The sequence below is a fragment of the Bradyrhizobium sp. genome (assembly GCF_035309285.1).
Classification (GTDB): Bacteria; Pseudomonadota; Alphaproteobacteria; order Rhizobiales; family Xanthobacteraceae; genus Bradyrhizobium.
Genome location: NZ_DATGFH010000093.1, coordinates 26,299 through 39,187, shown reverse-complemented (window position 1 = coordinate 39,187; position 12,889 = coordinate 26,299). Strand labels below are relative to the sequence as shown.

At 62.9% G+C, this 12,889-nt stretch carries 10 protein-coding genes; 6 read left to right on the top strand and 4 right to left on the bottom strand.

All coding sequences use genetic code 11. From position 1 onward, the window contains the following. Positions 1-3: 3 nt before the first annotated feature. From VKR55_RS17975 to VKR55_RS17960, 4 genes are all read right to left on the bottom strand, one after another. Positions 4-2,184: an O-linked N-acetylglucosamine transferase family protein gene (locus tag VKR55_RS17975; protein WP_324405507.1), complete on the bottom strand. Its 2,181-nt coding sequence runs from the start codon at positions 2,182-2,184 to the stop codon at positions 4-6. A gap of 201 nt (positions 2,185-2,385) precedes the next feature. Continuing rightward, positions 2,386-3,993: a peptidoglycan L,D-endopeptidase MepK gene (locus tag VKR55_RS17970; protein ID WP_324405331.1), complete on the bottom strand. Its 1,608-nt coding sequence runs from the start codon at positions 3,991-3,993 to the stop codon at positions 2,386-2,388. Positions 3,994-4,258: 265 nt separating this feature from the next. Beyond that, on the bottom strand, positions 4,259-6,553 hold the full coding sequence (locus VKR55_RS17965; RefSeq protein ID WP_324405330.1) for a L,D-transpeptidase family protein: 2,295 nt from the start codon (positions 6,551-6,553) through the stop codon (positions 4,259-4,261). 305 nt (positions 6,554-6,858) lie between these two features. Then, positions 6,859-8,358, bottom strand: coding sequence for a sigma-54-dependent transcriptional regulator (locus tag VKR55_RS17960; RefSeq protein WP_324405329.1), 1,500 nt, complete (start codon positions 8,356-8,358; stop codon positions 6,859-6,861). 115 nt (positions 8,359-8,473) lie between these two features. Here VKR55_RS17960 and VKR55_RS17955 point away from each other — a divergent pair, with 115 nt between their 5' ends. The 6 genes from VKR55_RS17955 (at position 8,474) to VKR55_RS17930 (ending at position 12,866) form a co-directional block, all read left to right on the top strand. Continuing rightward, positions 8,474-10,339 (top strand): M3 family oligoendopeptidase, encoded by a 1,866-nt coding sequence (locus VKR55_RS17955; RefSeq protein WP_324405328.1) that lies wholly within the window; start codon positions 8,474-8,476, stop codon positions 10,337-10,339. 110 nt (positions 10,340-10,449) lie between these two features. Continuing rightward, positions 10,450-10,674: an AbrB/MazE/SpoVT family DNA-binding domain-containing protein gene (locus tag VKR55_RS17950; protein WP_324405327.1), complete on the top strand. Its 225-nt coding sequence runs from the start codon at positions 10,450-10,452 to the stop codon at positions 10,672-10,674. After that, positions 10,671-11,066 (top strand): type II toxin-antitoxin system death-on-curing family toxin, encoded by a 396-nt coding sequence (locus tag VKR55_RS17945; protein WP_324405326.1) that lies wholly within the window; start codon positions 10,671-10,673, stop codon positions 11,064-11,066. The genes VKR55_RS17950 and VKR55_RS17945 overlap by 4 nt, the downstream gene beginning before the upstream one ends. 96 nt (positions 11,067-11,162) lie before the next feature. Beyond that, a complete protein-coding gene (locus tag VKR55_RS17940) occupies positions 11,163-11,315 on the top strand; it encodes an aa3-type cytochrome c oxidase subunit IV (protein WP_324405325.1) in 153 nt (50 codons plus the stop codon). A 78-nt stretch (positions 11,316-11,393) separates the two neighbouring features. Next, positions 11,394-12,521 (top strand): Re/Si-specific NAD(P)(+) transhydrogenase subunit alpha, encoded by a 1,128-nt coding sequence (locus tag VKR55_RS17935; protein ID WP_324405324.1) that lies wholly within the window; start codon positions 11,394-11,396, stop codon positions 12,519-12,521. Positions 12,522-12,548: 27 nt separating this feature from the next. Beyond that, the gene (locus VKR55_RS17930) at positions 12,549-12,866 is read left to right on the top strand and encodes a proton-translocating transhydrogenase family protein (protein WP_324405323.1); all 318 of its coding nucleotides are present in this window, start codon (positions 12,549-12,551) and stop codon (positions 12,864-12,866) included. Positions 12,867-12,889 lie beyond the last annotated feature (23 nt).

Below are 12,889 nucleotides of genomic sequence, written 5' to 3'. Positions count from 1 at the left end.
TTGTCACCCGAAACCCGCGCTGGAGGCCGTCGCACAATAATCGCGCCAGAACTGGCGATAACCCGCCTCGACCCTTTGTGTGTAGACGGTGACGTTTCCGGCCGGAGAGCTCGCGATTCTAGCCGGAAGGTCAGCCCGCAGTTGCTCCAGATACGAGGGCATCGCTGCATATTTCTGCGCAATCGCAACATAATCGTCGTCATTCTCGGCGACCCAGTCGTCGAGACCGATGGCTTTCAAGATCGCTCCGGCAGCGCGAGATGATGCGCCGTTGCCGAGCTTGGCGACGACCGGAACGCCCATATAGAGCGATTCCCAGGTGCTGATGCCGCCGTTCTGCGGAAACGGATCGAGCGAGATATCGACGTTATCGAAAGCCATGAGATGCTCGCGGCGCTGGCTCGAGCCCATGCAAATGACCCTGTCCTGCGGAATCCCCTGGGCCACGAAACGGCCGACCAGGCCATCTCGCAAGAACGCTTCGTCGAGGGCAAGGTGCTTGACGACGATCTTCGATCCCGTCACGGCACGCAGCAGTTTTGCCCAGACGGCCAGCACCTCGTCGGATATCTTGTCGATCCTGTTGAATACGCCGAAGGTGACGAAGCCGTTGCGCAGCATCGGAAGCGTGGAAGGCTGCACCTCGGAGATGGGCTCCATCGTGATCACCGACGGCAAATCGTATACGCGCTCGGCAAACATATGCCGGACGTCTTGGGGAATGGTCACGGGGTCTGCGAAAAAATAGTCCATGGTCTTCAGGCCCGTCCCCGTGCCGCTGCCCCAGGCGGTGACCTGAACCGGCGCCGGCTTGCGCGCGAACACGCCGATGCGATTGCCCGTCGTATAGCCCGAGAGGTCGACAAGGATGTCAACGCCGTCGGCTTGAATGCGGTCGGCCAGTTCATTATCGGAAAGATTGAGGGCATCGACCCAGACGTCGGCAAGTGACTGGAAAACGTCCGTCAGCGCATCTCGCGCCGGCGAGCCCGAATAGCAGTTGATCTGGAAGCTCGCTTTGTCGTGGCATCGCAGCACCGGCAGAAAAGCAAATGCCGCCGAATGCGTCCTGAAGTCGGAAGAAACATATCCGACGACGATGCGCTTTTGCGGATCGAGCGGCCGAGCCGCCAGCTTCCGCCTTCCCAACTTGCAGCCGATCGCTTCCCACCAGTATTTTCGCGTCGCCTGCTGGGCGGCGAAACCCGCATCGGGAAGAAAGTCCAGATAGAAAATCTTCTTCGAAATCGCCTCATCGCAATCCGGTCTGATCTCCAGCGCCCGATCGAAATGCTGGATTGCGGCGCGCGTGTCTCCGAGCCTTCCGAGACAAGCGCCGAGCAAGGTGAGGCCGATTTCGGACGTCGGATTCTGCTCGAGCACCTTTTTGCAGGCGACGATTGCCTGCGCAACGCTGCCAGTGAGCATGCTGACTTGCGCCTTGCCCCGCCATGCCAGCTCGAGCGAAGGCTCGAGCGCGACCGCGGCATCATAATCGGCTTCCGCCTGAGCTCTCCGTCTGAGCAGCAGATTGAGCCGTCCGCGGTGGGCGAGCAGTTCCGCCATGTCCGGCCTGATTGCGAGCGCCGCATTGAACGCCGCTTCCGCTATCGCGTAGTGGTGGAGCTCGAGGTGGGCCAGCCCTTTGCCAACCATGGCTTCGAAGTGGCGCGGCTGAAGCGAAAGCACCCGCTCGTAGCTCATGAGGGCTGCTTCGTGTCGCTTGACCATCATTTCTGCGACGCCACGATTGCAATAAGCGTCGATGTCGTCCGGCTTTAGTTGGATCGCGCGCGTGAAGGCAGCGACCGCCGGTTCGCCCCGTTCGAGGCGCAACAACGCATTGCCCAGGTTCCGCTGGGCCGTCGGAAAATTCGGCTTCAGCGAGAGTGCCGTTTCGCAGCAGGCACGGGCTTCATCATAGCGTTTGAGATTGAACAGCGCAAAACCGAGATTGGAATGAGCCTCCGCCGAGAACGGATCGAGGGCAACCGCGCGCTCGAGGATCCGCTGCGCCTCATCGAACCGCTCGCATTCGAGCACGGACACGCCCATGAGATGCACGGCATCAAAGAAGTCGGGCAGATCCCGAAGCACGCGCCGGCAAAGCGACTGAACATCCGCGTGCCTGCCCTCACGATAGGCGGTGAACGCGGTCAGCAACGTCTCCGCCTGCTTCCTCATTTTCTTCTGCAGCTTCGCGCTCTGCAAGGCGCGGCCGCCGACGTTGCTTTGCAAGGTCTCGATTCTCCGGGCGAATCTTTCGGGGATTCTAGCATAGGTCAGCGCGACCACGAGGGTCGGCCGACTTTAACCTCAAGTGCCGGGAGGCTTCCTCACCAGGGGAAATTGAGATCGCGAATCGACAAGAACCGCGTCGACCGTTTACTGGAGCAGCGCGGCACGCAGCGAGAACGGCGCGATCTTGAGCTTGGTGGTCGCCGACCCCGAGAAGTGGTCGGTGGAGAGCCCCTGCATGGGATCGTCTGAGAAGCCCATCGAGATCGAGGTCTGCGGCTTTACGAAGAAGGCCCGCATCTGGGTCATGTCGGTGTCGCCCATGACTGTCACCGACATCCCGGTGGTCACGCTCGGCGCCAGCATCACAATGCGGAGCCAGATCTCGTCGCCCCTGGCGGCAGAAATCCGCGCGGCGTCAACGATCCGATCGCTCTGCCCGGATGCACCAGGAGCGGCGACAGCGTTGATCTCGGCGGCGACGTTCAGATTGCGCGGCGCCGAAGGGCGCGTGGTGCGTGAGATCGGCGCGGACACGGCGACGATGTTGGCGCGATCGACCGGGGACGAGGCCGGCGGCGCGTAAGCCATCGCCTGGTAAGGCGCCGACGCGCTGGCGGTCGACTGCGGATCGGCGGCTTCCAGCGCCTTGCGGGCGGCGACCGCGGCGATCACCTGGGCGGCCGATTCCTGCTTCGGCGCGCTCGCGCTATCGCCCCAGAAGCCGCGGGCATTGATGATGTCGACCGGCGTCTCCGGCCCGGCGTCAGCCTCGTCGGCCGCAGCCGCCTTCGCCTTCAACGGCTGCACCACCTGAGCGTCTGCCGAGGCAAGCTGAAGCGCCGCCGGAAGCCGCGGCTTTGCGCGCGGCAGCGGAGTGGGAACTACTGGCTTGGCCGCGACGACCACCGGAGCGGCCTGCTCGTCGGCGGTGGGACCAGCCGCATCGTCCTCGTCGTCGCTTGCCTTGCTGCTGCCCTTGAACAGCGCCTCCAGGAACGAGGGCTTCGCCGGCCCGGCTTCGTCGCCGCGCCTTTCGATGTCAGCCTTGGCGAGCTCATAACCTTTCAGCGGCACGCCATCGGAGGGGATATGGACGGTGCGGCCATCCGGGAACACCTTGACGAGCTGGTCGTGCGTCATCCGGGGCCAGTGACGGATGCTACCGGTGTCGAGATGAACGAAAGGCGATCCCGAGGTCGGATAGAAGCCGACCCCGCCGCGCTGCAGACGAAGGCCGGCAAAGCGAATCTGCTCGAGCGGCACGCCGGGAATATAGAGGTCCATCGCATGGCCGAGCATGTGCTGGCTGAAGCGCGCCACGCCCGAATGCGCGGAGCGGCGGCGGAGCATGGCGTTGGTGGCGGGCGAGCGGTAGGCGGAGACGATCTGGATCGGCTGCTTGCCGTCGACGTCGCGATAGACTTCCCAGATGATGTCGAAGAGGTGAGGGTCCATCACCGTCTGTTCCTGGGTACGCCAATCGCGGAGATAGTGATTGAGCTGCTTCAGCGCCTCTTCGTCATAACGCCCGTTGCGCTTGAAAGTGATAGTGAGGTCTTCCCCGGAATGCGTGTGGTGGAAGGAAAGCGTGCGGGTCTCGTTTTCCGCGGTCGCGTCGTGGACAGATCCGGCGCCGAAGAGGAGCAAGAGCGAAGCGAGGCCGATGCGGGTTCCGACCCTGAAACCCGCGGCCCTGACCCCTGCGTTGGGCGTGGACAGCAATTTGAATTGACGTGCGAGGTCAATCAGCACGATGAGCCCACCCGATCGCGGAGCGGTCAAACACCTTTCGCCAACCCCGGGTGAGGCGAAAGAGAGAATGAACACTCTCTTAAAGCGAGATGGTTAATGAACTTTGACCATCCCGCCCCCAAGTTAGGTTTCAGCTAACCCGTCGAGTATGGCGAAAAAGTGCCAGCCGCCCGAAGCCGGATAGACAATAGTCAACGCTAAACGACCTCGCTTTGCGGCGAGGTCGTTGATTCCAAAACGGAATATCCGGACAGCGGGCTGTGGATTACCGGGTGAAGATCCGCCGCTGGGTGGGATGTCGGCCGACCGGGGCAGGCGGGGTGGGCGGTCCACCACCGAACAGCCGCTCGAAGAACGACGGTCCCGAAGAAAAGCCGGAAAAACCGCCCTCGTTGCTGGCGTAACCGACGCCCGGGGGCAGGGTGTAGCCGGCCGGCCTGCTATAGCTCGGCTGCGAATGCGCGACCACATTCTCCAGGTCCCGCGTGTGCGGGGCCTTGAGCATCGCGATCATGGTGGCGTCGCGGCCATAGAGGTCCTTGCGGAATTCGAGCTTGCCGGCATCGTCCACGAACGCGGTCTGGTAGGTGATGTTGACCGGAATCGGGGTCGGGAATTTCAGATCAACCTCGTTCGAGCTGTACATGCTGCGGATCTTTTCCGGCGTCCAATGCTCGTTCGGCTCGGTGATGTTCAGCAGGACGGAAGCGTATTGATCCGGATACTGCACGCGCATGCAGCCGTGGCTGTAGGCGCGCTCGTCCTTCGCGAACAGGTACTTGTCCGGCGTGTCGTGCTGATAGACCAGGAACTTGTTGGGGAAGTTGAAGCGGATGCGGCCGAGCGCGTTGCCGTCACCGGGCGGCTGCGAGATATGAATGCTGCCGTCGCGCTCCTGCTCGACCCGCAAGCCCATGCGCTGCAGCACCGTCGGATCCTGCTGCAGGGCCGGCAGATATTCGCCGTAGACGATCGACGGTGGCACGTTCCAGGTCGGATTGACCGTGATGTATTTCATCGTCTCGGTCAGAAGCGGCGTGGCGTGGATGCCGGGCTTTCCGGTCACGACCTTGGTGGTCCAGAGCTGCGCGCCGTGCTGCATCACCTTCAGCGTGAAGTCGGGGATGTTGAGGATGACGTAAGCGTCGCCGATCGCAGGCGCACCCAGATCGCGCGGCAGCCAGCGCCAGCGCTCCATGTTCACGATCACGGTGTCGATCTGCCTGTCGCGCTTCGGGCTGTTGAGGGCTGTAACGGTGCGGTTGTCGAGCACGCCGGTTACAGGAATATCGGCGCTATCCTGGAAGCGGCGCACCGCTTCGGCGACCTTGGCATCGTAATGCGTATCGTCGGCATTTTCGACGCCGAGCTTGGCGCGAAGCTGCGGCACGCGCGGATCCTGCATCACGACAGCCGGCTGCTTCTTGTTCCGGGCCGGGATGTATTTCAGCGCAGGTCCCTGGGCGATCGTGATCACCGGGCCTTTGCCTTCTCCGCGTAGCTCGGCGAGCTTCTCCTTCAGCTCCTGGTAGAGCTTCTGCGGGGGGTTATAGCTTTCGAGCGCGGCGGAGGCGTCCTTTGCAGTCGTGACATTGGAGAGCACTTGCTCCGGATCGGTCGGATGTTCCGGATACTGGATGTCGGGCGATACCTGAGACCAGTGCATGCGGCCGCTTTGGGCCTGGCGCGCATAGTCCAGCGTGCTCTCGGTCAGCTTGAGATCGGCTTCGGCGAGTGCTTCCGGCGTGGTGGCCGCGGCGAAATCCGGCACTGGATAATCGCTCGCGTTGAGACCGTCGACGGCCGCGTCCTTCAGGCGCGCGATCACGCCCTTGGCGTTGTCGGTCAGGCTGCCGCCCTGAGTCCACAGCGGCGCAAACTCACGCGCGGTGTAGAACTTCTCGACGTCCGTCCGCTCGGCCTTGCGCTCGAAGTCGTGCAGGCTCTTGCTGGCGAGCATGTCCTTCAGCTTGTCGGCGACGGGCTGGTCGGCCGGCGGGACGCTGCTGACCTTGGTCGGCTCTGCAGCCGGAGCAGCCGGGCTCGCCTCCGGCGCGCTCGGAGCAACTGCGGCCGTCGCGGGCGCGGCGGGCTCAGCGGAGGGAGTAGCCGGAAGCGGGACCGCGGGCGCCAGCGCGGCGTTGTCCGTCGCGGCGGGTGCAGGTGGCGCAGCCGCGGTATCCGCAGGCTTGGTTTCGGCCGGCTTGGCCGCATCAGCAGCGGCAGGTTTGGCGGCATCAACAGCGGGCGCCTTCGCGGTATCGTTGGCGGCCGGCTTGGCGGCATCCGCCGCGGCCGCATCCGTCGTGGCCGGCTTGGCAGCGTCGGCAGGTGCCGGCGTCGTCGACGCCGTGTTGTCCATCTTGAAGTCGGCCGCGGTCGGCGGCGGTACATTGGCGGGCTCGGGGCGTGGGATCGCTGCTTCGATTGCGAGCTCTGCAGGCGTAGCGCGGGGAGCATCCTGCGCCATTGCCGAGGTTGCCGACACCGTGAGGAACGTCGCCGCGACGGCCGTCAATACGCGGTCAAATCCACCACGATGATTCAAACAGTCTCGCATCATCACACCCCTCGGGTGACACTGCCCCGGCTGGAACAGTCCTGGTTATTGTTGTGTCAGCTTCCGCGAAAAACCGGCCTGCCGACGTTGTTCCGTCTGCACGCCACGATTCATTGGCAGACGATACACAGGCGCCGCCTTGTCAGCCAGCGCCTCAAAGAGCCTCTCACGACAAACTGACTTCCGCGACCTTGAGCAAGCCCCTCCCAAGACGATCGTGCGCTTTTGCCACGCACGTCCTTATTTGTCTGTCACCTCCAGGCCACGGTTCAAATCTTCTGAAATCACCGAGGCTTCCAGTGCTTTCACGGTTCGCTGCCGCCGCCGGCGTGATGATCGGCCGTAGCGTCATCGAGTTTGCGGTAGAGAGTTGAGCGGCCAATTTTGAGGCGGCGGGCGACCTCCGACATCTGACCCCGATAATGCGCGATCGCGAAACGGATGATTTCGTTCTCCATTTCTTCCAGGGGCCGTACTTCCCCGGATGGGGTTAGCATCGACAGCGCGCCATTGGCGTGTGAGGGAACGATAGGTATTTCGCTACCGGAAACCACTGCCGGCGCCGACGCCTGGATCGCAGGGGAGACGATCAGCGGCTCGCAGTGCATCTCAGCGAGCGCCGGCGCCTGGGCCTGTGCAAACGGAAAATCGGCAAGCCCGAGTTGATCGCTCTCGCTCATCACCATCGCGCGGTAAACGGCGTTCTCGAGCTGGCGGATATTGCCGGGCCAATCGAGCTGCGAAAGATAGGTCATCGCCTCGCCGCTGATGCCGGTGACGGTGCGGTTTTCCTCGGCGCCGAACCGCGCCAGGAAATGCCTGAGCAGATGCGGAATGTCCTCGCGCCGCGCGCGCAAGGGCGGGATTGTCAACGGCAGCACATGCAGGCGGTAGAACAGATCTTCGCGGAAATGCCCACCTTTGACGCGATCGAGCAGCCTGCGATTGGTTGCGGAGATGATGCGGACATCGACCTTCACGGGCTTGCGGCCGCCGACCGCCTCGACTGCGCCTTCCTGCAGCGCGCGCAATAATTTCACCTGCGCGGTCAGCGGCAATTCCGAGACCTCGTCGAGGAACAGTGTGCCGCCATGGGCTTCGACGAACTTGCCGGCGTGGCGCTCGGTGGCGCCGGTGAACGCGCCCTTCTCGTGACCGAACAGGATCGACTCCACGAGATTGTCGGGGATCGCCCCGCAATTGACCGCGACGAACGGCTTCGACTTGCGCTCACCCGAGCCATGGATGGCGCGCGCGAACAACTCCTTGCCGACGCCTGATTCACCTTCGATCAGCACTGGAATGGAAGAGCTCGCGGCCTTCTGTGCGGTGCGCAGCACGGGCGCCATCGCCTCGGAGCGCGTGATGATGTCGGAAAACGTCAACCGTCCCTCGCGGCTGTGACGGATGCGCTGCAATTCACCTTTCAGCGCCGACGTGTTGAGCGCGTTGCGCAACGAAACCTGAAGCCGCTCGATGCCAACGGGTTTCACCACGAAATCATGCGCGCCGGCGCGCATCGCGGAGACGACGTTGTCGATGCCGCCATGAGCCGTCTGCACGATCACGGGGATGTTGATCCCGGCTTCACGAATTTTTGTGAGCACGCCCATGCCGTCGAGGCCCGGCATCACGAGATCGAGCACGACGGCGTCGATGGCCGGCGCATCAGCGCCGGTGAGCAGGGCGACCGCGGCATCGCCGCCATCGACAACCACGGCCTCATACCCGCATTTTTGCACCATATTCTCGACCAAGCGACGCTGTACGGCATCATCGTCGGCGATCAAAATGCTGGCAGCCATGGCTTTCCCCGCAACGCTACATTATTTGTCTCGAATCGGGGCACTTTCGCCGATGCCGATTAACGCACATTTAAATTTTGCCGTCCGCCCCGGTTGAACACAGGTTTCCATCCAGATGACCTCGCGCTCCACGTCTGCTCTCCGCAAAAAGAACTCCGCTAAACCCGCAACCAAGTCCAAGAACGCAGTCAAGACCCATGTCAAGACCGGCAAATTGCCGGAATGGAATCTGGCCGACCTCTACGCCGGCATCGAGGCGCCGGAAGTTGCGCACGATCTCGCCAGAATGGATGCCGAATGCGTCGCGTTTGAGACCGACTACAAGGGCAAGCTCGCCGAGCACGCGGCGCGCGAAGATGGCGGACAATGGCTCGCGGAAGCGGTGCGACGCTATGAGGCGATCGACGATCTCGCCGGCCGCCTCGGTTCCTATGCGGGCCTCGTGCATGCCGGCGACAGTGTCGATGCCGCGATCTCGAAATTCTATGGCGACGTGTCCGAGCGGCTGACGGCGGCCTCGACGCATCTGTTGTTTTTCGCGCTCGAACTCAACCGTATCGACGATGCCGTGATCGAGCACGCGATGCAGACGCCGGAGCTCGCCCATTACCGCCCGTGGATCGAGGACCTGCGCAAGGACAAGCCCTACCAGCTCGAGGATCGCGTCGAGCAGTTGTTCCACGAGAAATCCCAGACCGGCTATTCCGCCTTCAACCGGCTGTTCGATCAGACCATCTCCTCGCTGCGCTTCAAGGTCGGGGCCAAGGAACTCGCGATCGAGCCGGCGCTCAATCTGTTGCAGGATCGCGACGGCAAGAAGCGCAAGGCCTCGGCGGAGGCGATCGCCAAGACCTTCAAGGCCAATGAGCGCACCTTTGCGCTGATCACCAACACGCTGGCGAAAGACAAGGACATCTCCGACCGCTGGCGCGGCTTCGCCGATGTTGCGGACTCGCGCCACTTGAACAACCGCGTCGAGCGCGAGGTGGTGGACGCGCTGGTCGCTTCGGTGCGCGCGGCCTATCCGAAGCTGTCGCATCGCTACTACCGGCTGAAGGCAGGCTGGTTCAGGAAGAAGAAGCTCGCGCATTGGGACCGCAATGCGCCGCTGCCGTTTGCTGCGACCGGCACCATCGCCTGGCCGGAGGCGCAGAGTATGGTGCTGACCGCCTATCACGGCTTCTCGCCGAAAATGGCCGAGATCGCCGAGCGCTTCTTCACCGATCGCTGGATCGATGCGCCGGTGCGGCCGGGCAAGGCGCCGGGCGCATTCTCGCATCCGACCACGCCGTCGGCGCATCCCTACGTGCTGATGAACTATCAGGGCAAGCCACGCGACGTGATGACGCTCGCCCACGAGCTCGGCCATGGCGTGCATCAGGTGCTGGCGGCGAAGAACGGCGCGCTGATGGCGCCCACCCCGCTGACGCTTGCCGAGACCGCGAGCGTGTTCGGCGAGATGCTGACCTTCAAGCGGCTCTTGTCGCAAACCGGGAACGCCAAGCAGCGCCAGGCGCTACTCGCCGGCAAGGTCGAGGACATGATCAACACCGTGGTGCGGCAAATCGCGTTCTATTCCTTCGAGCGCGCCGTCCACACCGAGCGCAAGAACGGCGAATTGACCGCCGAGCGGATCGGCGACATCTGGCTTTCCGTGCAGGGCGAGAGCCTGGGACCCGCGATCGAGATCAAGCCGGGATACGAGAATTTCTGGATGTATATCCCGCACTTCATCCATTCGCCGTTCTATGTCTACGCCTATGCCTTCGGCGACTGCCTGGTGAACTCGCTCTATGCGGTCTATGAGCACGCCTCCGAGGGGTTCGCCGAGCGCTACCTCGAGATGTTGGCTGCCGGCGGCACCAAGCATTATTCGGAGCTGCTCAAACCCTTCGGTCTGGACGCCAAGGACCCGAAATTCTGGGACGGCGGGCTGTCCGTCATTTCCGGCATGATCGACGAGCTGGAGGCCATGGGCTGAGCCGGGCGCGGCGCGGCCGTAAAACATTTGTTGAACGAGCCGAGAGAGCATGTTATACAATTGTATAACATGCTCCTTTTCAGTTTACCTTTCTCGAAGGGAGAACGGCCGTGAAGATCGAGATCAAGAAAATCGGCAATTCCGACGGACTGCTGCTCCCTCGTGAATTGATGCAGCGGCTTGACCTCAAGCGTGGTCAGCAGCTCCACATCACGGAGCTGCCTGGCGGCGGGTTCCAGGCGCTTCCTTATGATCCTGATTTCGAGCGGACGATGGAGATCGCCGACGAGATCATGGAGAAATATCGAGATACGCTTGCGACGCTCGCCAAATGACCGAGCCGAACGAGCCACTTTCGATTACCTACGAGCAAGCCATCGCCATCCACAGCCGCCAACTCCGCCGGTTTGGCGGTGCGCCCGGCTTGCGCGATGAGGGCGTGCTGAGGTCAGCGCTTGAGCGCCCTGTCAACAAGTGGACCTACGAGCAGGCTCCGCTCGCAGAGCTGGCGGCCGCCTATGCGTTCGGGCTGGCCAAGAGCCATGCCTTTGTCGATGGAAACAAACGTATCGCCTTCATGGCGATGATGACGTTCCTGCACAAGAATGGCGTCCCGTTCTCCCCCGATCCCGCGCAGGCGACGACAATCATCCTTGCGCTCGCCGCTGGTGAAGTCAGCGAGGAAAGCCTCACCCGCTGGATCAGGGACAATTGGCCTGCGAAATGAGCCGATAAGAGAACGACATCCTGTTCGCGCGCCGTTGCCCTGCAGGTCTCTTTGCGGTAATTCGGCGCAACGTTCGATTTCCGACTGGGGACAGCAATGGCAGATCATAGCGAAGTAGCCTTCACGACCGCCGACGGCATGGACTATCCGGCCCACGAGGCGACCTATGAGGGTTTCATCATGCTGGTGAAATACGGCACGGGCACGGTCGCGCTCATCCTGATCCTGATGGCGATTTTCCTGCTCTGATCTGATCCATCAGCATTGCGCCGCGCCGCGCCTGCGCAATGCTCGTCTTGCGCGCGCCTCGCGCCGTCCGGAGGCTTCATGAAGATTGCGGTTGCCAGGGAGATCGATCCCGCCGAACCACGGGTCGCGGCTTCGCCCGACACGGTGAAGAAATTCAAGGCGCTTGGCGCCGAGGTTGCGGTCGAGCCGGGAGCGGGCATCAAGTCCGGCCTGCCGGATTCCGATTTCACCGCGGTCGGCGCCGCTGTCAACGCCGATGCGCTGAAGGATGCCGACATCGTCATCAAGGTGAAGCGGCCGGAGGCATCCGAGCTTTCGCAATACAAGCGCGGGGCGCTCGTGATCGCGATCATGGATCCTTACGGCAACGACGCCGCGCTGAAAGCGATGGCGGACGCCGGCATCTCCGCCTTCGCGATGGAGCTGATGCCGCGCATCACCCGCGCGCAAGTAATGGATGTGCTCTCCTCGCAGGCGAACCTGGCGGGTTATCGCGCCGTCATCGAGGGCGCCGAGGCTTTCGGCCGCGCCTTCCCGATGATGATGACCGCGGCCGGCACGGTGCCGGCCGCAAAAGTGTTCATCATGGGCGTCGGCGTCGCAGGCCTGCAGGCGATCGCAACCGCGCGGCGGCTTGGCGCCATCGTGACCGCGACCGATGTACGGCCCGCCACCAAGGAGCAGGTGGAGAGCCTGGGCGCAAAGTTCCTCGCCGTCGAGGACGAGGAGTTCAAGAACGCGCAGACCGCCGGTGGCTATGCCAAGGAAATGTCGAAGGAGTATCAGGCCAAGCAGGCCGCGCTCACCGCCGAGCACATCAAGAAGCAGGACGTCGTTATCACGACCGCGTTGATCCCGGGCCGTCCGGCGCCGCGCCTCATCTCGGCCGAGATGGTGAAATCGATGCGGCCGGGCTCGGTGCTGGTCGATCTCGCCGTCGAGCGCGGCGGCAATGTCGAGGGCGCCAGGGCGGGCGAGGTCGTCGATATCGATGGCGTCAGGATCGTCGGCTACACTAATGTCGCCGGCCGCGTCGCCGCGTCGGCTTCCGGCCTCTACGCGCGCAACCTGTTCGCTTTCATCGAGACGATGATCGACAAGGCCAACAAGACGCTCGCGGTCAATTGGGACGATGAGCTGGTGAAGGCCACCGCGTTGACCAAGGACGGCGCCGTCATCCATCCGAACTTCCAGCCGAAGGCCTAAAGAGAAGGCTTAAAGAGGAGACTAGCCATGGAGCATATGGCACAGGCCGTCGATCCCTTCGTGTTCCGGCTTTCGATTTTCGTGCTGGCGGTGTTTGTCGGCTATTTCGTGGTGTGGTCGGTGACGCCGGCGCTGCATACGCCGCTGATGAGCGTGACGAACGCGATCTCGTCGGTGATTGTGGTCGGCGCATTGCTCGCGGTCGGCGTCGGTTTGGTCTCGTCGGGCAGCGCCTGGGCGCGCGGCTTCGGCTTTGTCGCGCTCACCTTTGCCTGCGTGAACATCTTTGGCGGCTTCCTGGTCACCCAGCGCATGCTGGCGATGTACAAGAGGAAGGCGAAGTGAGCGAAACACTCCTCAGGGTGATG

Bases quoted from the DNA above. Each gene is read 5' to 3' on its own strand.
- VKR55_RS17975 (WP_324405507.1), bottom strand. From the start codon at position 2,184: ATGAGGAAGCAGGCGGAGACGTTGCTGACCGCGTTCACCGCCTATCGT.
- VKR55_RS17965 (WP_324405330.1), bottom strand. From the start codon at position 6,553: ATGCGAGACTGTTTGAATCATCGTGGTGGATTTGACCGCGTATTGACG.
- VKR55_RS17960 (WP_324405329.1), bottom strand. From the start codon at position 8,358: ATGGCTGCCAGCATTTTGATCGCCGACGATGATGCCGTACAGCGTCGC.
- VKR55_RS17955 (WP_324405328.1), top strand. From the start codon at position 8,474: ATGACCTCGCGCTCCACGTCTGCTCTCCGCAAAAAGAACTCCGCTAAA.
- VKR55_RS17945 (WP_324405326.1), top strand. From the start codon at position 10,671: ATGACCGAGCCGAACGAGCCACTTTCGATTACCTACGAGCAAGCCATC.
- VKR55_RS17940 (WP_324405325.1), top strand. From the start codon at position 11,163: ATGGCAGATCATAGCGAAGTAGCCTTCACGACCGCCGACGGCATGGAC.
- VKR55_RS17935 (WP_324405324.1), top strand. From the start codon at position 11,394: ATGAAGATTGCGGTTGCCAGGGAGATCGATCCCGCCGAACCACGGGTC.
- VKR55_RS17930 (WP_324405323.1), top strand. From the start codon at position 12,549: ATGGAGCATATGGCACAGGCCGTCGATCCCTTCGTGTTCCGGCTTTCG.